The organism is Paenibacillus liaoningensis (assembly GCF_059609455.1).
Window position 1 is genome coordinate 169,151 of record NZ_JCAALU010000016.1, and the last position, 19,642, is coordinate 188,792.

General features: G+C 46.8%; 16 protein-coding genes and 1 pseudogene. 12 read left to right on the forward strand and 5 right to left on the reverse strand.

Annotated features, from left to right (window positions below; all coding sequences use genetic code 11):
* The first annotated feature begins 35 nt into the window (after window positions 1-35).
* From AC6B99_RS24565 to AC6B99_RS24610, 10 genes are all read left to right on the forward strand, one after another.
* A complete protein-coding gene (locus AC6B99_RS24565; RefSeq protein WP_496664448.1) occupies window positions 36-881 on the forward strand; it encodes an ABC transporter ATP-binding protein in 846 nt (281 codons plus the stop codon).
* Window positions 878-1,594, forward strand: coding sequence for an ABC transporter permease (locus AC6B99_RS24570; protein WP_056031621.1), 717 nt, complete (start codon window positions 878-880; stop codon window positions 1,592-1,594). Before AC6B99_RS24565 ends, AC6B99_RS24570 begins: the two co-directional genes overlap by 4 nt.
* Window positions 1,595-1,954: 360 nt before the next feature.
* Complete coding sequence (locus AC6B99_RS24575; RefSeq protein ID WP_056031616.1) at window positions 1,955-3,541, forward strand: gluconokinase; 1,587 nt, start codon at window positions 1,955-1,957, stop codon at window positions 3,539-3,541.
* Window positions 3,541-5,622, forward strand: coding sequence for a beta-galactosidase (locus AC6B99_RS24580; protein WP_056031613.1), 2,082 nt, complete (start codon window positions 3,541-3,543; stop codon window positions 5,620-5,622). Before AC6B99_RS24575 ends, AC6B99_RS24580 begins: the two co-directional genes overlap by 1 nt.
* 158 nt (window positions 5,623-5,780) lie before the next feature.
* Complete coding sequence (locus tag AC6B99_RS24585; RefSeq protein WP_056031609.1) at window positions 5,781-7,079, forward strand: extracellular solute-binding protein; 1,299 nt, start codon at window positions 5,781-5,783, stop codon at window positions 7,077-7,079.
* Window positions 7,080-7,158: 79 nt separating this feature from the next.
* Window positions 7,159-8,043 carry a carbohydrate ABC transporter permease gene (locus tag AC6B99_RS24590; protein WP_056031606.1) on the forward strand — a complete coding sequence of 295 codons (885 nt, stop codon included), beginning with the start codon at window positions 7,159-7,161 and terminating at the stop codon, window positions 8,041-8,043.
* 13 nt (window positions 8,044-8,056) lie between these two features.
* Complete coding sequence (locus AC6B99_RS24595) at window positions 8,057-8,947, forward strand: carbohydrate ABC transporter permease (RefSeq protein ID WP_235533073.1); 891 nt, start codon at window positions 8,057-8,059, stop codon at window positions 8,945-8,947.
* 82 nt (window positions 8,948-9,029) lie between these two features.
* A complete protein-coding gene (locus tag AC6B99_RS24600; protein ID WP_081418657.1) occupies window positions 9,030-10,811 on the forward strand; it encodes a cache domain-containing sensor histidine kinase in 1,782 nt (593 codons plus the stop codon).
* The gene (locus AC6B99_RS24605) at window positions 10,808-12,448 is read left to right on the forward strand and encodes a response regulator (RefSeq protein ID WP_496664449.1); all 1,641 of its coding nucleotides are present in this window, start codon (window positions 10,808-10,810) and stop codon (window positions 12,446-12,448) included. Before AC6B99_RS24600 ends, AC6B99_RS24605 begins: the two co-directional genes overlap by 4 nt.
* A 117-nt stretch (window positions 12,449-12,565) precedes the next feature.
* On the forward strand, window positions 12,566-13,336 hold the full coding sequence (locus tag AC6B99_RS24610; protein ID WP_056031593.1) for a class I SAM-dependent methyltransferase: 771 nt from the start codon (window positions 12,566-12,568) through the stop codon (window positions 13,334-13,336).
* A 341-nt stretch (window positions 13,337-13,677) separates the two neighbouring features.
* On the opposite strand, the gene AC6B99_RS24615 is transcribed toward AC6B99_RS24610, so the two are convergent.
* From AC6B99_RS24615 to AC6B99_RS24625, 3 genes are all read right to left on the reverse strand, one after another.
* Window positions 13,678-15,132: an MDR family MFS transporter gene (locus tag AC6B99_RS24615; RefSeq protein WP_056031591.1), complete on the reverse strand. Its 1,455-nt coding sequence runs from the start codon at window positions 15,130-15,132 to the stop codon at window positions 13,678-13,680.
* A 77-nt stretch (window positions 15,133-15,209) separates the two neighbouring features.
* Complete coding sequence (locus AC6B99_RS24620; RefSeq protein WP_056031589.1) at window positions 15,210-15,449, reverse strand: hypothetical protein; 240 nt, start codon at window positions 15,447-15,449, stop codon at window positions 15,210-15,212.
* A 285-nt stretch (window positions 15,450-15,734) separates the two neighbouring features.
* A complete protein-coding gene (locus tag AC6B99_RS24625) occupies window positions 15,735-16,172 on the reverse strand; it encodes a toprim domain-containing protein (RefSeq protein WP_056031587.1) in 438 nt (145 codons plus the stop codon).
* A gap of 193 nt (window positions 16,173-16,365) precedes the next feature.
* Here AC6B99_RS24625 and AC6B99_RS24630 point away from each other — a divergent pair, with 193 nt between their 5' ends.
* Together AC6B99_RS24630 and AC6B99_RS24635 are read left to right on the forward strand one after the other, a co-directional pair.
* Window positions 16,366-17,259, forward strand: coding sequence for a helix-turn-helix domain-containing protein (locus tag AC6B99_RS24630; RefSeq protein WP_056031584.1), 894 nt, complete (start codon window positions 16,366-16,368; stop codon window positions 17,257-17,259).
* 131 nt (window positions 17,260-17,390) lie between these two features.
* Window positions 17,391-17,846: a VOC family protein gene (locus AC6B99_RS24635; RefSeq protein WP_056031581.1), complete on the forward strand. Its 456-nt coding sequence runs from the start codon at window positions 17,391-17,393 to the stop codon at window positions 17,844-17,846.
* A 162-nt stretch (window positions 17,847-18,008) separates the two neighbouring features.
* Here the strand turns inward: AC6B99_RS24635 and AC6B99_RS24640 are convergent.
* Together AC6B99_RS24640 and AC6B99_RS24645 are read right to left on the reverse strand one after the other, a co-directional pair.
* Window positions 18,009-18,134: pseudogene (locus AC6B99_RS24640) on the reverse strand (methyl-accepting chemotaxis protein); the annotation flags it as partial.
* A gap of 186 nt (window positions 18,135-18,320) precedes the next feature.
* Window positions 18,321-19,637, reverse strand: coding sequence for a M56 family metallopeptidase (locus tag AC6B99_RS24645; protein ID WP_496664450.1), 1,317 nt, complete (start codon window positions 19,635-19,637; stop codon window positions 18,321-18,323).
* Window positions 19,638-19,642 lie beyond the last annotated feature (5 nt).

The following is a 19,642-nucleotide window of genomic DNA, read 5'->3' on the forward strand; positions in this document are numbered from 1 at the left end:
TTCGGCTACTCATGTCAAGGGAAGGTGTAAATACCATGGAATCGATTATTGAGGTCCATGACCTCGAAAAACGGTACAAAAAGAAACAAGCGCTGAACAAGATTAGCTTTCAGGTCCGGCAGGGGGAAATATTCGGCTTCCTCGGTCCCAGCGGCTCGGGCAAAACGACAACGGTGAAAATTCTTACCTCGCAGCTGCTCTATAATTCCGGGCAAGTGAAGGTGCTGGGGAGCGATCCTGCACGAAGCCGACCCTCCGAGTTTCTGGGCAGAATAGGTGTGCTTACGGATAATAGCGGCACTTATGAGCGTCTTAGCGTGTATGACAATCTGGCTTTGTTTTGCTGCTTGTATGGTGTGCCGGAACGAAGAATTGAAACGGTTCTTGATGCGGTTAATTTAATCGGCGACAAGCATACGCTGGTCGGACGGCTCTCGAAAGGGATGAAGCAGCGGGTGACGCTGGCAAGAACGATTTTGCATGAGCCGGACATTCTTTTTCTTGATGAGCCCACATCCGCCTTGGACCCTGTGAATAGCGAGCGTATTCAGAAAACGCTGCGTGAAATGAACCGCCGGGGAACGACGATTTTTTTGACAACGCACAATATGCAGGAAGCGGAAACGCTTTGCGATCGCGTAGCCTTTCTGAATAATGGTGAAATCTCGGCTCTCGACACGCCGCAGGCTCTGCGCCTTCGCTATGGTGACCGTTCCATTACCGTGACTACGCCGCTCGGGAAGCAGATTGTTCAGCAGGATGAGGTCGGAGCGGGCTTCATACGGGACTTAATAAGAAGAGAAGAACTGTTAGCCATTCATTCCAATGAGCCTACGCTGGGGGATATTTTTGTGAAATTGACGGGGAGGGGACTGGAATGACGTTTTCCATACGCCGCTTCAGGGCCATGGTCAAAAAAGAATGGAAGGATGCGATTCGCAATCCGCAAATTTTATTAAATGCGGGAATGCCCGTACTGCTAGCCCTTTTATTTAAACAAAAAGAAAATGATCCGAGCGACCTGACGTTTCTTTCCATTCCTATACTAGTTGCCATCTCCATAACAGGAGCCTTTGTTCAGGCGAATATGATTGCCGAAGAGAAGGAGAAGAACACCTTGCGCTCCCTCATGCTGTCGCCTGCTACAAAGCTGGAGGTGCTTGCGGGGAAAAGCGCGACAACGACGCTGTTTGCTCTAATTGTCATCGCGGCCTGCTTGGCGATTTCCGGTGTGCCCGATGTGAATCTGTTCTTTTTGACAGTATTGGCGGTATTGCTGCTGCTTATTTTTATGGCATTGGGTACGATTATAGGCCTCATCGCACGAACGGCATCGGAATCTTCGATTGTAGGCCTTCCACTGCTGCTGCTGTTTATTTTTGGACCGATATTTGTTCCGACTTTGGATATGCCTGCCCTAATGAATATCATTAATGTGCTTCCCTCGCAGCAATTTGTCGTGGCCATATTAGAGCTTCATCAAAATGGGGGACTTTCGGAAATGGGCGGAAATCTTCTTAGCCTGATGATGTGGACGGTTCTGTCAGGGGCGCTGTGCTTGCTGGTGTACGGAAAAAAACGGTTCGATAAATAAAAAGGAGGAACGGCCATGAATAAAGTAACCAAAAATATTATTTTAGGCGCTGCCGTGCTCATCGTATGCCTGATTGTGAGGAAGCTGTGGCTGCCTGATGGAATTTGGGGGCTTTTGGAGTAAGCGAGGCCTAAAGCAGTAGGATTTTGAGTTAGCACTAAGAGAGCTTGATCGTTCTTCACGGGACGAACAAGCTCTTTTAGTGCTGTTTCAAATAGACGGCTTGCAAAAATATTTGCGAATGGCACCCAAAATAATTCCATTCATCAAAAGGGCGCTCTTCGCTATAATCTAGTCTGACCGTTAATACCAGTTAGGCTAATAGGCAAGTTTGTAATAAGAAACCTTATGAGCTGTTCGATGAAAGCCGCAGTATTCTGTACATGCAAAGGTGGGCTTAATTTGCTCGATAACGAAATTATAATAGGGCTCGATATTGGTACAACAAGTACGAAGGCTGTCGCCTTCGGTCCCCAAGGACGCATACGCGGTATTCATTCAGTGGATTACCCGCTCATTTATCCCCGTTCTTTATGGGTAGAGCAAGATCCTGAAAGCTTGTTTCAAGCGACTATCACAGCGATTAGAGAAGTAATGCGCCGATCGGGAGCAGCAGCGAATGAGCTGATTGGCATTGGCATTAGCTCAGCTATGCATTCATTGATTGTTCTGGATCGCTCTAATAAACCGATAACTCGAAGCATGATATGGGCAGATAATCGCAGCACCGGGCAAGTCAAGCGATTGAAGGAAGAGCTGGAAGGGGAACAGATTTACCTGCGAACCGGAACCCCTATGCATCCCATGTCTCCCCTATCCAAGATTCTCTGGTTGAAGGAGGAGGACCCGAGCTGCTACGAACAAGCAGGAAAGTTTATCGGCATTAAGGAGTACATTCTGTTTCGATTATTTGATCGCTTCGTCATGGACTGCTCTCTTGCATCAGCTACCGGCTTGTTCAATTTGCAAAAGTTTGGTTGGGACGAAGATGTACTGGAGCTTCTGGGTATTCGAGAGGAGCAGTTGCCAGTTCTTGTGCCAACGACAGAAATATTGAACGGCTTGAACCCCATCTGGGCCGAGCGTATGGGCATAAGCATGGATACTCCTTTTGTTATCGGAGCCAGCGATGGTGTTTTGGCCAATCTTGGTGTAGGAGCTATTGGAGCCGGGGAGCTAGCCGTAACGATCGGAACGAGCGGCGCCATTCGCATGATGTCCGACACGGCGATAACAGATTCGTTCGGACGCACCTTCTGCTATGCATTGAACGAGCAGCGCTGGGTAATCGGCGGTGCAACCAGCAACGGCGGTATTGTTCTCAACTGGCTGCGGGATAAGCTGGCATCAGCGGAATGGGAGGAGGCAGCCCGTCTTGGCGCAGATATATATGAGCTGATGATTCAGAGCGCTGATCGTGTCTCCTCTGGTGCTGACGGTCTGCTTCTCCTACCCTTTCTCTCTGGCGAGCGAGCTCCGTACTGGAACGCTTCGGCGCGCGGTGTTTTCTTCGGCCTTAACCTGCAGCATAAGCGGGAGCATCTGATTCGAGCCGGATTAGAGGGTGTAATCTACAGCATTTTATCCGTTGGGGAGGCGCTGCAGGAGATTGCGGGGCCAGCTCGGGAAATCCGCGCTTCTGGAGGCTTTGCCAAATCACCGATATGGAGGCAAATGCTTTCGGACATGCTGGGACGAGAACTGCTTGTTCCAGAAAGTCACGAGGCTTCTGCATTGGGGGCAGCTATCGTAGCTATGCAAGCACTAGGACACATCTCATCCATGGATGAGGCTAGAGACTGGATTCATATTGCGGGTCGCCATGAACCATGCCTTGATCGCCACGCTATTTATAGTGAACTGTTCGCTATCTACACGCGGCTGTACGAGCGACTTGAACCAGAGTTTAACCATATTTCACGTTTTCAGGAGAGGAACAGAATTTAATGACTAAGCTTACTAAGCAGTTTCAATTGGGAGTTTGTTACTATCCGGAGCATTGGGCGGAGGAATTGTGGGAGGACGACTACAGACGTATGCGTGAATGCGGCTTTACGATTATTCGCGTTGCCGAATTCGCGTGGTCGATCTTTGAGCCGTCGGAAGGAGAGTTTCACTTTGACCTGTTCGACCGGGCTATTGCGGCTGCGCATAAGCACGGGCTTAAGGTCATTTTGGGCACGCCTACCGCAACGCCTCCTGCTTGGCTGACTACCAAGTATCCTGAAACACTTAACGCTGCTCAAAATGGCATGGTATACCAGCATGGCCAACGAAGGCATTTCACATATAACTCTCCTGTTTATAGAAAGCTGGCAGCTCGTATCGCTCGGCAAATGGCTGAGCATTACAAGGATCACCCTGCTGTAATCGGCTGGCAGATTGATAATGAGCTGAATTGTGAAATGAACGTGTTTTATTCGCAAGCCGATCATATTGCATTCCGAAGCTGGCTGCAGGAAAAGTACGGCACTTTGGAACAATTGAATCATGCTTGGGGAGCGGTCTTCTGGAATCAGACCTACAGCGATTGGGAGCAGGTGCACCTAACTCGTCCAACGGTGTCTAATGCCCCTAACCCGCATCAATCACTAGATGAAAAGCGTTTTTTCTCAGATAGCGCCATCTCCTATTGCCGTATGCAGGCGGATATCATTAGGGACATCGTGCCAAGCTACCAGTGGGTCACGCATAACGGAATATTTGGACATCTGGACAACCATAAGCTGACACGGACATCGCTTGATTTTATGTCCTATGATTCATATCCCAATATTAGCACCATTATGCCCGATTCCGGGGATCGTCCTCTGCTGGATCAAAAATGGAGCTGGAACCTCAGTGTCGTGCGCAGCATTTCGCCACACTTCTGCGTAATGGAGCAACAGTCGGGCGCATGCGGCTGGTTTACCCGGCTGGAAACGCCAGCCCCTCTGCCAGGGCAGATGCGGCTTTGGACGTATCAGTCCATAGCTCACGGAGCAGATATGGTGCTGTATTTCCGCTGGCGTACGGCGTCCATCGGCACCGAGATGTACTGGCATGGCATCAACGACTATTCTAATCACGACAACCGTAAAGTGCGGGAAGCCGCTCTCGTGGGCAAGGAATTGCAGTTGGTTGGCAGCCAAATCGTAGGACAGCGTTATCTGGCAGAAGTCGCCATAATCAAAAACTACGACAATGAATGGGATGGCGAGTTGGACAGCTGGCATGGGCCGCTGGAGAGGTACAGCTTGCTCGAATGGTACAAAGCCTGCGTTCGCGCTCATATTCCAACCAATGCGCTCTACCTTGATGAGGAAACGACGCTGGAGGATCTGTGCTCTTACAAGCTGCTGGTGTATCCGCATGCGACGCTCATCACCACAGCCCACGCCAAGCTTCTAGAAGCTTATGCAAAACAAGGCGGTACGGTTATATTCGGCTGCCGCAGCGGCTATAAAGATGAGAACGGCCACTGCCGCATGGAGCCATTGCCGGGCCCGCTTGTCGATCTGTGCGGTATTGAAGTCGAGGATTTCACCCGTATAGGCCCGTATCAAGCAACACCAGATATTACGTTCGAGGAAGATGGAGGCACCCAGCTATCCGTACAAGCACCGGAATTTAATGATATACTCCGCATCACATCAGATTCGGCGCAAAGCGTAGGCCATTATAGTGGTGGAAGCTATTATGAGGGAAGTGTCGCAGTTTCCCGAAATACGCTGGGCAAGGGAACCGTTTATTATTTTGGCGCGGCATTTACTGAGATTGCGGCGACGAAGCTGCTGACTTTATCAGGGCTGTCCTCTCCCGCGGCAGAGTTAATGGAGCTGCCGGAGCAGGTTGAGCTGCACCGCAGACAGCGGATTGACAGTGAGCAAGATACTTGGTTTCTACTCAACTATGCGCATACCAGCCAAACTGTCGTAATCCGTCAGACGATGCGCGATCTGCTGTCGGGCAAGGTGCTGCAGGGCGCTGTGACCATGCGGCCGTTCGATGTACTTCTATTAGTATCAGGTGGAGAAATAAACGAATAGTAAGATACAAGAAATAACTTTGGGAATTTTACCGTGATTGCCAAATGGCTAATATATTTACGGGTGTGCCTAAAGGAATTCCATTAAGCAAACGACCATTTATCTCTATAATAAAACCTGTAAGCGACAACAAGAAGACATAAAGAGGGGGATTTAAAATGAATCGTAGAAAGCGCTTTATCACATCCTTGCTATCCATTGGCATAGGGGCTTCGCTTGTATTGTCCGGATGCGGTAGTACAAATGACAATACAGTAACGCCAGGTACGAATGGCAATTCGGCGAAGGACGGCGGCTCGTTAACGCTGTGGATGTTTAATACGGATGATTATCTAAAGCCCGTAGCTGAAGAAATCGCTGAAGAAATGAAGATTAAGCTGAATTATGAATTCATAAATCCGGAAACATACAAAACGAAAATAAAGGTTGCTATATCAGCTAACGAGCTGCCGGATGTTTTTGCTCAATATGCAGGCAAATCAGAGAGAGAAAGCATCCTTAATTCAAAGATGGCTGCTCCGCTCAACGATACATTGCAGAGTACAGGACTGGAAGGAAGCTTTAACGATGGCATGTTGATTAAGGAAGCGGATGGAAACATCTATTCCCTGCCTTATCGCCCTGATCAATCCTATCTGCTGGCTTACAACAAGAAGCTGATGAATGAACTAGGCTTAAAGGCCCCGACTACGTGGGATGAGCTGATGAATGTCATCAAAATAGCGAATGACAAGGGGATTACCCCGATCACGCTGGGAGGCAAAGATCGCTGGCCGGGTGAAATCATCTACAATCTGCTCGTGCTGCGTGAGGATAAGGATGCCTATACGAAGGCTCAGAATGGTGAAATGAGCTTTTCAGACAAGCCGTTTGTAGACGCGGCGGACAAAATTATCGAGTTGGTCAATGCCAATGCATTCCAATCCGGGTTTCTCGGCAACAGTGACCTGGAGGCGCGTGAGTTGTTCTATGGCGGCAAAGCTTTGATGATTGTTAATGGTTCTTGGATCTTTACGAAGGCGATCCCGGCTCTTGGCGATGACCTCGGCTACGTGAAATTCCCTAAAACGGGCGCAGAAGCTGATCCATTCTCGTCCAATATGGGTGAGAAAAGCACCGCTCCATATGGTCTGTACGTTAATGCTAATTCCAAGCAGCTTGAGCTGTCCAAGGAATTTGCCGTCCGTTATTCGCTTAAGGTGAATGAATCGCTTGCCAAGCTGGGACAAGCAACCTATGCGGAAACCGCAGTGAAGCCGGAGGGCGAGGTTAATGAGGCTTACGCGCAATATTTGAAAGATTACAGCGAATATTCTTTTATCCAAACGTTCTGGGGCAATACGGTACCGGCAGCCGTCAATGAGGAGAACCGGGATCTGAATCAGAAGCTCTTTACTGGCTCCCTGCCATCAAGTGAATTTGTGCAGATGATGGACAAAATCATGAAACAACAATAATGAAGGGACGGGGCACTGTAATGAATAGGTGCCTCTTCTTTTTATCGTAAATCGCAGCTAGCGTTAGGAGGAATCCCGCATGGAGAAGGCTTTATCAAACCGCTGGGTATTGGCATTGTTTCTGCTGCCCGGCTTGACCTTATTTTCTGTTTTCTTTTTATATCCTATCTGCCGAACGGTCTTCTTTAGTTTGCATGAATGGGATGGCATACAACCGATGAAATTTATCGGGTTCGACAACTATGTCAAAATGTTTACCAGTGACCCCAATTTCTATCCAGCTGTGCAAAACGGCTTTGTCTTCGTGCTGTTCTCTCTGATCTTTCAGTTGCCTGCTGCTTTTATTCTGGCCATGCTCGTATCTCGTAAAATCAAGGGCAGCAAATGGTTTCGTAATGTGTACTTTTTCCCGGTCATTATGTCCACTACAATGGTTAGCTTGCTCTGGAGCAAAATATACGATCCTGCCATCGGGCTGCTTAATGCTTTCTTGCGCTCCATTGGGCTAGAATCAATGACCCAGCTATGGCTGGGAGATACGAAGACCTCCTTGCTGTCAGTGGTTTTCGTTCTTGTTTGGCAATTTATCGGTTATCACATGCTTATTATGTTCGCGGGTATTCAGAGCATACCTGATCATATTTATGAGGCTGCCCGGTTGGATGGAGCAACAGGCTGGAAGTCCGTTCGACACATTACGCTCCCCCTTCTGTCCGATGTGCTGAAGGTGGATGTCGTATTGGCGGTTGTCGGCTCATTGAAGGTATTCGAGCAAGTCTATGTCATGACCGGAGGCGGGCCGGACAACAGTTCGACTGTTGTTGCTGTACGGATGTTTCAGGAGGCCTTCCTGAAAATGAACTTTGGTTATGGCAGTACGCTGGCTGTTTATCTGGTCGTACAATGTCTGCTGATCTCCTGGGTGATTAACAAGTTGATGTCGAGAAATACAGTGTATTCGTAGAGGAGTGGCACCAATGCAAAAACAATTAGCAAGCAATCATCCCTTACACCTTCCTGAGCAGCCGTCAAAAATGATTCGTCCAAAAAGTTTGAAAAAAATAGGGCTATACGCTTTTATGTCTGTCATCGGCCTGCTGCAGCTCATTCCTCTGGTATGGCTGGTGCTTATCTCATTCAAGAACAATAAAGAAATTCAGAGCAATTCCGCCTTCAGTCTGCCCGAGACCTGGCAATTTCAAAATTATGTGGACGCCTGGGTCCAAGGAGAGATTGGCGATTATTTCTTTAACAGCGTAATTGTCACAACTATCACTGTAATCGTTGTACTTATGCTCGGTTCCATGATGGCCTATGCCTTGACTCGAATGAGATTCAGGTGGAGCGGACTATTGTCCATCATCATTTTGTCAGGGGTTATGGTTCCCGTCCATGCGACACTAGTACCGTTATTTACGCTGCTTAGAGACCTTGGTTTGTTGAAATCTCAGCTTGCGATTATATTGCCGTATATAACGGTTAATATACCCATTGCGATTTTCATATTGTCGAGTTTTCTGCGTGGACTTCCCAAGGAGCTTGAGGAGGCGGCGTTCATCGATGGATATGGCGTTATCCGCGCCTTCTTCCATGTCGTTCTGCCATTGCTGAGACCGGCTTTAGCATCCGTAGGAATCTTTGTTTTTCTCAACGTATGGAATGAACTGCTGATGGCCGTAACGTTTATTCAGAAATCCTCACTTCGTACTCTGCCTCTAGGACTCATGAACTTCAGCGGCGAATACAGCGTAGAGTGGGGGCCGTTATGTGCGGCAATGTTTATTTCAACGATTCCGCTAGTCATTATCTATTTATTTTTCAGTGAACAATTAGAAAAGAGCTTCACCGCCGGGTCTATCCTGAAATAAGTTTTTCTCCTCTCTCTGATGCTGGCTGGTATAATGGGGACATTCTCTAGCATCTAAGGAGTCGACTGACGGAGGGATATTCATGAATGGGATCAGAAAACTACACAATATGGGAATTCGCAGCAAGATGCTGATCATCAATCTATTGGTTATTTTTCCTAGTGTCCTGCTGTTGACTATTACGCTGTATCATATGACCAAGCAGCAGGCGGTAGAAAGAGCGGCAAGCAGCTCTCAATACAAGGTTTCGCTTATATCGAATACGATTAGCACCTTATTTAACGATATTGAGAACTATTCCAAGCTCGCCATTGTGAACAAGACCTATCAGTCGGTTCTGAAAAGCAATAGAATGGCCCAGTGGCATGAGATTGAAAATATCCAGCTGCTGTACGCCAGTCTCAATTCGCTTGTGGAGTCCAATCCCTATATTAATTCCGTTATAATTCAATCCATTAAGAGTGATAAGCTCTACTATTCAGAGAACTTGACCAATGTAGGGGCTAATGCAGCCGACCTGTATCCGAAGGAGCAGATGATAGCGGCTGCAGGTTCGCCTGTCTGGATTGAAACCTTTGAAAGCCCCTTCCTCGTTAACGCTGAAAAAGTAAATGTAATGGCGGTAGGCAGACGCATCATTGATATAGACGACGGCATGACCACCGGGTTTATTTTCATCAATATCGACGAGCGAAAGCTGTCCCAATTGTATGGTCGGGACGAGGAGCATCTCGACAGTAAAATGATGATAACCAATGCTGCCGGAACGATTATTTCCGCTAATGATCCAGAGCTGCTTCACAAATCAGTATACGATGAGGTATACGCGAACGAAGGGCGATTGATCATCTCATCGATGGAGATGGAGCAGAATGACTGGAAGATTGTATACGCTGTTCCTACTCAAACCCTTATGAAGGATCAATGGAAAATCACCCTGTTCATTGTTGGTTTTGGCGTCGCGGGGCTGCTGATTGCGTTCGCTCTTTCGGCTGTATTTTCCCGTTGGATTACCAGACCCATTATCCAACTGAGCCGAACGATAAAAGCGGTAAGCGAAGGCAATCTGGATGCACGGGCTGTCGTTTCGAATAATGATGAGATTGGCAGGGTGGCTCACAAATTTAATGAAATGATTGGGCAAATTCAAGATCTGCTGCAGACGATCAATCAAGAGGGGCGCCAAAAAAGGCTGCTTGGATTGCGGCTGCTATATTCACAGATCAAGCCCCATTTTATGTACAATACACTCGAAATGGTCAGATCCATGGCACTCATGGTAAATGCGCGAGATGTCAGTCGGGTAGTGAAGGCGATGGGAGATTTCTATCGCACCTCGCTTAATAATGGGCAAGAGCTAATTCCGGTCTCTCAGGAGCGCAAGCATCTGGAGAGTTATCTTTATATTCAAAAGGTTCGTTACAGCTACATTGATTATCGCATTGAAATGGATGAAGCGATTGAGAGCTGCTGGATTGCCAATATGCTTCTGCAGCCGCTAGTTGAGAATGCGATTCAGCACGGTCTGAGGGATAAGCATGAAGGAGCTTTATGCTCGATTACGGGGAGGAAAACGGAGGAAAACGGCAGGCAGCTGCTTATTTTCACCGTTAGAGATAACGGGAGCGGCATGAGCGCAGAGCAGCTGAACCGGATTTGGCTAGGCAAGGAAAAGGATGGGGAACATCATGACTTGGACAGCTTTGGCATCGGCAGCGTACAAGAGCGGATTCTCCTGCTTTATGGAGAGAATTATGGGCTCTCCATTACCTCGACCCTCGGAGAGGGTGTTCAAGCAGAATTGCGAGTTCCTCTTGCGGCCAGCAGGGGGGAGCTTGAGGAAAGGGGGGCGTCTCAGTTATGAAGAAGCAATTATATCAAGTTCTAATTGTAGATGATGAGTATTATTTCCGTCAGCTGCTTATACAATTAATCGATTGGGAAGCACTGGGCTTCCGCATTAAGCATGAGGTCGAGAACGGGACCCAAGCACTCAAGCTGGCGCGGCAGGAGAACTATGATCTCATTATCGCTGACATTAATATGCCCGGCATGTCTGGTCTGGACTTTGTCGAATCGCTGCGATCCGAGTATATAAATACCAAGATCATCTTTATTACAAGCTATGATGTTTTTGAGTACGCCCGTGCGGCTATCAGTTTTGGCGCTTCCTATTATCTGCTTAAACCTATTGACGAGGACGAGCTCACCAAGGCGCTGGCCGCTGTACATGATGAGCTGTGTGAGGAAAATGAGTTTTCACGATCGATGGGCGAATTAAAGCAGCAGCTTGATCAGACCAAGCCCATATTGAAGGACCACTTTATTAGGCAATTCCTGCTGCATGAGCCGACGGTTAGTTCAGAAACGCTAAGCGAGCAAGCTCGTTATTATGGACTTAATCTGGCGTTCTCTTCTTATGCGGTCATTATCGTGGAGCTCGACGAGCTCAATACCCGATTTGCCAAGGAACAGGAGCGGCAGCTTTGGCGGTTTGCCGTACAAAATATTGTGCAGGAAACGTTGGGATCTGCGGGCGTTGATTGCACATTTATTAATATAGAAAAAAATCAGATTGCCGTATTGGCAAGCCTGTCTGAACATAGTGATGCTGCGCTTTTCGACTTATGCGAGCAGTCACGTATTTTTATCGATCAGAAAATGCATCTATTCGTCACATTTGGGCTGGGACAAAGCTACGAGAGCATTAGCCAAGTTTACTTGTCCTATTCGGAAGCGCTGTACCTGCTCAAATATAAGTTCACACAAGGCGGCAATCAGGTCATTGCTTATGCTCAGGAGCATGCGGGGGCAGAGGACGCTGTTTTTTCGCTGCCGATCGCTCGCTCTGAGTGGTTGACCGCGCTCCGTCAGAAACAGCAGGATACCGTTACTGAGCTCATTCGGCGTGCTTGCGATCATCTAATGGAAAGCAGGGCGAGCAAGGAGATAGCCCAGTTTGTGCTGATGGAGTGTGTATCGCTAGGCAGCGCAGCTATTCTTGAACGGGGAGGTTCTCTCCCTCCGGACTGGCTAACGGAAAGGCATCCACTCTTCCGCCAAATGCATATTTTGGAGACGGTAGCTGCCTTGCAGCAATGGCTGGAGACATTTTTCCGAGAAATGGTGTTTGTGGAAATAGAGAAACAGCTTCCTCGCAGTAAAAATTCAGATATTGTGACCAAGGCGGTAGACTACGTAATTGCCAACTATTCCAACGAGAATGTCAATTTGCAGGAGGCTGCACGCAGCCTGGCGGTCAATCCGAGCTATCTGAGTCATATTTTCAAAAAAGAGAAGGGTCAATCCTTTACCGAATATTTGACCAATATTCGTCTGGATAAAGCCATTGAGCTGCTGAATGGTGTATCCTCCGACGGATTGATGTCATTGAAGGTTGTGGATGTGTCCATGAAGGTGGGATATACCGATCCCTACTATTTCAGCAAATGCTTTAAGAAGAAGTTCGGTATTGTGCCTAGCAAAACGATAAGGGGTTAGAGTTTTATGTATAGGTGTATATAGTTTGTAACTATAATGTATATAGATTTAATATATTTAACTTATAAATGGCTCTATGCCATACTATCCCTAACCTAAAAGTTGGGAGATGATTTCATGAGTTCCAATCAAGTTTGGCAATCTGATCATTATGACCGCAATCTTGGATTTGTATCTGAATTGGGCAAGGATGTTGTTCGGCTTTTGAATCCGATGAAGGATGAAAAAATCTTTGATTTGGGCTGCGGAACCGGAGATTTGGCACATGAAATTAGTCAAGCTGGCGCACATGTTACAGGGATGGATTTATCAGAGGCAATGATCGAGCAGGCGCAGCACAAATATCCCAAAATCCAATTTTTTGTTGGTGATGGCGAACATTTCACCGTAAATTCTACGTTCGATGCCGTCTTTTCCAACGCAGCGCTGCATTGGATGAAGAACCCGGGGGCGGTACTGACAGGTGTATGGAATAGTTTAAGCCCTGGTGGCAGGTTTGTTGCAGAGTTTGGCGGGAAAGGAAATGTGGAAACGATCGTTCAGGCCATTGGCGAGGTGCTGCATGAGGAATTCGGCATGGATGCTGGCAAGCTGAATCCCTGGTATTTCCCAAGCATCGCCGAATACAGCGCATTGTTGGAACAGCAGGGCTTCCGCGTCACCTATGCGGCTCACTTCGATCGACCGACAAAGATCAAGGACAATGAGCAAGGCTTGAATCATTGGCTGAGGGGCTTCGCCGACAATTTCTTCAAGGCACTTTTTGAAGAGGAGCGGACTGCCGTTTGTTCGAAAATAGCTGCTAAAGCCCGCAACGAATTGTTTCATGACGGCTCATGGTATGCGGATTATAAACGATTAAGAGTGATGGCGATTAAACCGGAGTAGAGTGATTTTTCCCCGAAGCATCAGTCTCGCCGAACAAAGCTTGAGCTTGACGCAACGTCTGGTGATGCAATTAAAGAATCATGAGAAAACGATGCCGTAACTATGGCAGTAATGATTTCCAGTGCTATTGAATTTGCCAATTGTCCAAATTCAAAGGTGATACGAAGGATAAATTCAACCATTTGCAAAATGCGACTCGCGCCAAATCGGAAGTTGTCATCAAAGCGCTGCTGCTTCATTTGAAATTCATTAAATGAATAATTGCTAGGTTGTAAGCTGTATAGGGAGGGTGAACCCGGGTATCCGGGTTCACCCCTATTCGTTGTTTTTAGGCTGTGAACTTATGATTCGATCTGTGCTTGTAATGAATCACTTTCATGATGTTCAGGCAGCTTTTTTATAAACCAGCTTATTACCAAAACAAGGACGACGAGAATAAATTCGATCCAAAAAACCGTTTGCACACCGGCGACCATGCTCTGTGTCTTCTCCAGCATTGCAGTAGGATCGAGCGAATGGTGGAGATAACGATTGGCTCCAGACGACATGATGCCGACGAACAATGCGATGCCAATTCCCCCTGCAATCTGTTGGAGCGTGTTGTATATGGTTGTGCCATGGGGGACCAGGTGCCGCGGAAGTTGATTCAATCCTGCCGTCTGAGCCGGCATGACGACAAACGATATGCCTAAGAATAAGAGGACATGATTGAACAGAACGGAACCTCGCGTTGTATCACTGTCGATGCTGGCAAACAGCCACAACGCTATGGCGATCAAGAACAGTCCGGGCAAAATGACAAATCGCGGTCCGAATTTATCGAATAATTTCCCTGACACTGGCATCATCATGCCGTTCAAGATGCAACCTGGCATCAGAAGTAAACCTGTTGCGAAGGCTGTCAACTGCATCACATCCTGCAAATAGATTGGCAGCAATGTCGTTGTGGCAAATAGAACCATCATCAGGATTACAACCAATATTGCAACTAGAGAAAAAGTGGGATGCCGGAATACGGAAAGATCGAGCAACGGCTCTTTAATCCTGAGCTGCCGCCATACAAGCAAGAGCAAGAAGAGGCTTCCTATGGCAAGCAACCCGTAACCCTCAGGCTCGGCCCAGACACTGGTTTGGCTGAAGCCGTAGGTGACGCAACCGAAACCGACGGTTGACATCACAATGGATAAAAGATCGACCCTTGGCTTGGTCAGTTCTGTTACATTTTTCAAGTAAAAGCTTGCATAAATAATTGAAAACAGGGCGACAGGAATGACCATGTAGAACAGCCATCGCCAGTGAAAGGTATCGATGATCAACCCCGACAAAGCCGGCCCGATGACAGGGGCGACCATAATGACCAGCCCCATGAGACCCATGGCGGAACCCCGGCGTTCTGAAGGATAGAGGGCGAGAATCGTATTCATCATGAGTGGAACCAATAATCCTGTCCCGCAAGCCTGAACAACCCTGCCCATCAGCAACAATCCGAATCCCGGGGATACTGCACACAAGCAGGTGCCGGCTAAAAATAATGCCATCGCAGACATAAACATCTGGCGTGTGGTGAACCATTGCTGCAATAATGCGGTCACTGGCACCAGTACGCCGATAACGAGCATATAGCCCGTCGATAACCACTGTATGGTCGCGGCAGCAACGTTGAATTCCCGCATCAATCCAGGAAGCGCGTTGGCAAGCAAATTTTCGTTAAGAAACGCAACAAATGCACCGATGAGCAGCGCGGTTAACATCGGTCCTCTCTTTATTCCACTTGCCTCTTGAACGCGTTTGTTCATCTTCTACCTCCCGAATATTCATTGTGTTATGTCCTTTCGTAATGCATTGACACCGATTCGCCAGTCTGGCGTGCAGATTATCCTACACCATCACTTTCTAACAAGGAATAGAAATTATCGCGGTCTTCATCATCGAATTTGCCCAGTGTCCCTACCCTGACAAATTCATGTCCACCATTCATGTCGATTTCCTCGCCATACTTATTGTAGAGCGCAATCATAGTGCCATCCCGATTCAACTCCATGTACCCGTAACAATCTGCTTCAGGCGCTTCATTGTAAAGGAGTGTAAATCTGATTTTTTCTACCCTGTTCATGTAACTCTTCCTTTCCTGTTCTTTGTGTGTAGATCCCTTATCTCCCTAATGACCTGAAGAAAATTTTACGTGAAAAAGGATGAAATGAAAAAAGCGATATCGCTCTTCATACTCGGAAATTCATTCCTATTTCAAAAGAATAAAGGGGGATTCCACGTTATGTCGCTCATTTGCAAATTATCTCTTGACGGGATGAGGTTTGGCGATTATGATAACGTGCCGATTAACTCAACAAAGTAAATCAATAAAAAGGCCGACTTTTCGAAGTGCCTCGGCACCGAATTGTCAGCCTGGATTAGCCCCAGCTATTGGATAACGATAAGTGGGGAAAACCTCATAAGACTTTGTTTCCATTTTTCCTTTTTTATTTATTACTTGGTAACCATCTTCATCTGTAATAGGGACAACTTCTTTAGGCGGATCATTATCGGTAATACCTGAGCAGTATATTGGGATCTTTTCGCCTGCGGAAAGCTCGTCCAACTTTGAAAATAACTTCATAAAATGTTTGAAGTTTATTCCATAATAGTTATCAACTGTACGATTGACCTTGCTGTCTGTAACTACAAGTAATAACGCAACCTCCCCGGAAGTCTTAGTATTGTCAACGGCTCCTACGGAAGCCGTTAAATTCTTAGCGAATGCTACAGACGGATTTCTTAATAAAGGTTTGTTGCTCTTGGCAAAACTATATTTTTGGAACTGATGTAAAGGCTTTATCAATAAGAATTAGCATGGTAGAATAAACGTTTCTAACCATGTTGTCACAAGATGATTGAACAGCTTTAATCAGCAGCATGTCATTGTTTTCATAAAAGTAATCCCGTAGAAATCACATGAAGTGAGCCTCTTCGAACGAAACTTATATCTAAGTTAAGTATAGTCTACAAATATAATTCCTAAGGAGTCATGTCCATTGGCTGTACCCTTGAGTAAATTGACAAAAATACCCCGGATTCTAATCAAAACACCAACCCATCAACAAAGAATATTGAGAATGAATGGACTGTCTGCCATTGAATCTTGCACACGTACAGAAGGCGCCACTGGCACGTTGTTTCTAGAAGACCATATGCTCTTATTCGTAATGGAAGGGATGTATACCGTACGGTTTGGAACCGAGGTGCATACGGTGAACAAGCATGAAATGGTGCTGATCCATAAATCCATTGCGTTCCAATATGAAAAAAGCGGGGAACCGAACTTCGATTATGTACTCAACTATATGATGTTCTTCTTAAAAGACGAATTAATTAACGAGTTTATGAAACTAGCGGATTATACTCCTACTTCAGCATCTAGGACACCGGCTCCGGTATCTGTACATACGATTGATGATAGACTCTTCAGCTATCTGGAATCATTGAAACCGTATTTCAATGAACCGGAACGGATTAGAGATGGGTTGGTTAAGGTGAAGTTATTAGAATTATTATTTGGCATAGCCGATAGAAATGATATTTTCCTGTCTGAGCTTGCTCAGATTAAGCGCCAAGAACGAAAAAGCATCAAGGACGTCGTTGATGCGAATATCACAAATCCCGTAACCTTGCATGATCTCGCCTACTTATCTGGCCGAAGCCTATCCTCCTTCAAACGTGATTTTAAAGCGATCTATAATACTTCTCCGCTCCAGTGGATACGAAATCGCCGATTGGATAAAGCACAAGAAATGCTAATCCATTCGTCCTTATCCGTAACTGAAATTTGCTTCTCAACGGGTTTTGAGAACGTCTCACACTTCTCCAAAGTGTTTAAGCTGAGATTTGGAATCCCACCTTCCGCACTCAAACAACCGCTAAAGTTCTGATGATCTTAACCTTGAGCTGAATGAACAACGGATTTGGACCTCCGAACAAAGTATAGTGTGTATTCATCTGGTACATTTATACATGTCAACCAGACGAAGTCTAGTCCTATAAAATCCAAGGAGGAAAAAACATGCATGACTCTAACCTTCGGCAGGATTCTGCTGCCACCCCTATCGCGTCACTGAAAGGTCATCATATCGCCATCCGTGTGCCAGACTACGAGGCTGCAAAGAGCTGGTACGTGGAGAAGCTGGGCTTCCGTGTCATTCAAGAATGGCCGTTTGGAGACCTGCACCTTGCTTATGTCGCTCCGCCCCATGACGACTCCTTTTACTTTGAGATCATTGGAGACGGAGAGGTAAATGACGCGCCCATTTACCATGATATTAACAGCAGTATGTATAAAGCTGGTCACCATCACCTCTGCATGACCGTGAACGACGTGGATGAAGCGATTGCGTATTTGGATTCAAAAGGGGTCACCATCATCGGGGTGCCCTTTAACTTGGAGGCCATCCATCGCCGCCTCGCATTTTTCACCGATCCGTGGGGGAATTTATTCGAATTGGCTCAGGTGATAGATTAATAAATCCAGATGATTCATCTCTTTTCAAGTATTATCCTCATACGAAAAGAAACGATTGTGCATGCTCGCAGAAAACCCACCCTGGCTATTTAGTCTAAAGGTGGGTTTTCTGCGAGCATAGAGGTGCTTTCACTGCTAGCGAATGGGTCTGCCTGCTGCGGCAGCCTCAGCAGTATCATGTCTAACCCCATCAATCAGCCCGCTGACCTGTTCAGCCGCATGCTGAGTCTGTTCGGCGAGCTTGCGCACCTCTGAGGCAACGACAGCGAAGCCTTTTCCTTGTTCACCGACCATAATGAATTTCCATAGGTGGACAAAAAAACTGCAAAAAGCGCAGGTTTCGGGCTAATTCCGCCTTAAAACCTGCGCTTTTTTTCGTAAAATGAATTCTGCCGAGCTCAATGGGGATGTTCACCGCAGATTAAAACCCTTTCGGGACAACCCCTTCACAATGAGCCTCTATTTTACTGGAGACTATTTAACTACTGCTTCAGCTGGAGCTATAGAAGGAACAGGAATGGGTTCCGCAACGGCTGGTTGATTATCACTAGCTGCCGCAGATGGAGCAGTGAAAGGAACAAGAGCGGGCTCTGTTACGGCTGCTTGACTTTCACTAGCCTCGTCAACTGGAGCGACAGAAGGAACAGGAATGGGTTCCGTAACGGCTGGTTGATTATCACTAGCTGTCTCAGATGGAGCGATAGAAGGCACCGGTTCCGCTGATGAGTTGGCCGTGTGGTTTTCGGCGTTGGCCATTTTATCCTCAGCTACCTTGGGCGTATTGCCTGATGCCCATACCGCAGCGGATGTGCTGATTACAGCTACCGCAAATACCGCTGTAATGGATAGAAAAATGTTTTTTTTGCTCAGGTTCTTAACATTTAGCATCAGAATTAATCTCCTTTTTAATTGTTTTCCGTCACCGGATAAAGAGGCGCCGAGCTGTACGGGAATATTTTTTGATTCTGCTATTACGTTTAAAAGGGTTTGCCCGTAACGTATGCGCTCGGCATGGGACATGCCTTTGACCACCTCTTCATCGCAGGACAGCTCGCTCCATGTATGAATGTCCTTACGAAGGATATGAACCAAAGGATTAAACCAATGTAAAGCGCTGGCTCCTAGCGTAAAAGCTTTAACCCATATATCCTTGCGTTTCAGATGAATCAGCTCATGACGGATAATCATGCTCATGTCTACGTTTGTGGTACTACCCATAGGGAGATAAATGACAGGCTTCCAAAGCCCAACAAGAATGGGACTCTGAATGGAGGAGCTATAAGCAAGCCGGACCTTGCTTTTAAGTTCAAGAGCCTGCTTAATCAGGTAAAGCTGGTTAACCGCCTCGCTGTTTAATGGGACGGCAGTACTCGTATTTGCCAGTTGCTTTAAAAATCTGCGGTAACAATACGTTTGCCAAGCTGCAAAAGCTACAACTCCGATTGCCCATATGGCTATTACAAAAAAGGCTGCATTTGTTGAAATCGTCCATTCCGGAAAGAGCGGCTCAGGCTTGAAGCTCAATAATGCTCCGGGCTGGGCATGCTGTACGATCGAAGCAGATTCATTCATGCTGGAATCGTTTGGCGTACGGAATGGGATCATTCGCGAAATCCACTGAATAATAAGAACGACGGGGAATAAATACAATCCTACCGCCATTTTGTTAATCACGTACCGCCACTTCGTAGGCCAAATCTCGGTGGATAGGTGCTGTGACAACCAAATACAAGCGACAACGACATTTCCAGCTACGGTTAGGGTAAACATCAATGTAAAAATGGTATTCATATGCA

What these genes read in the sequence shown, in the direction of transcription:
- AC6B99_RS24565 (WP_496664448.1), top strand. Translation starts at nt 36, where the DNA reads ATGGAATCGATTATTGAGGTCCATGACCTCGAAAAACGGTACAAAAAG.
- AC6B99_RS24570 (WP_056031621.1), top strand. Translation starts at nt 878, where the DNA reads ATGACGTTTTCCATACGCCGCTTCAGGGCCATGGTCAAAAAAGAATGG.
- AC6B99_RS24575 (WP_056031616.1), top strand. Translation starts at nt 1,955, where the DNA reads ATGAAAGCCGCAGTATTCTGTACATGCAAAGGTGGGCTTAATTTGCTC.
- AC6B99_RS24580 (WP_056031613.1), top strand. Translation starts at nt 3,541, where the DNA reads ATGACTAAGCTTACTAAGCAGTTTCAATTGGGAGTTTGTTACTATCCG.
- AC6B99_RS24585 (WP_056031609.1), top strand. Translation starts at nt 5,781, where the DNA reads ATGAATCGTAGAAAGCGCTTTATCACATCCTTGCTATCCATTGGCATA.
- AC6B99_RS24590 (WP_056031606.1), top strand. Translation starts at nt 7,159, where the DNA reads ATGGAGAAGGCTTTATCAAACCGCTGGGTATTGGCATTGTTTCTGCTG.
- AC6B99_RS24595 (WP_235533073.1), top strand. Translation starts at nt 8,057, where the DNA reads ATGCAAAAACAATTAGCAAGCAATCATCCCTTACACCTTCCTGAGCAG.
- AC6B99_RS24600 (WP_081418657.1), top strand. Translation starts at nt 9,030, where the DNA reads ATGAATGGGATCAGAAAACTACACAATATGGGAATTCGCAGCAAGATG.
- AC6B99_RS24605 (WP_496664449.1), top strand. Translation starts at nt 10,808, where the DNA reads ATGAAGAAGCAATTATATCAAGTTCTAATTGTAGATGATGAGTATTAT.
- AC6B99_RS24610 (WP_056031593.1), top strand. Translation starts at nt 12,566, where the DNA reads ATGAGTTCCAATCAAGTTTGGCAATCTGATCATTATGACCGCAATCTT.
- AC6B99_RS24615 (WP_056031591.1), bottom strand. Translation starts at nt 15,132, where the DNA reads ATGAACAAACGCGTTCAAGAGGCAAGTGGAATAAAGAGAGGACCGATG.
- AC6B99_RS24620 (WP_056031589.1), bottom strand. Translation starts at nt 15,449, where the DNA reads ATGAACAGGGTAGAAAAAATCAGATTTACACTCCTTTACAATGAAGCG.
- AC6B99_RS24635 (WP_056031581.1), top strand. Translation starts at nt 17,391, where the DNA reads ATGCATGACTCTAACCTTCGGCAGGATTCTGCTGCCACCCCTATCGCG.
- AC6B99_RS24645 (WP_496664450.1), bottom strand. Translation starts at nt 19,637, where the DNA reads ATGAATACCATTTTTACATTGATGTTTACCCTAACCGTAGCTGGAAAT.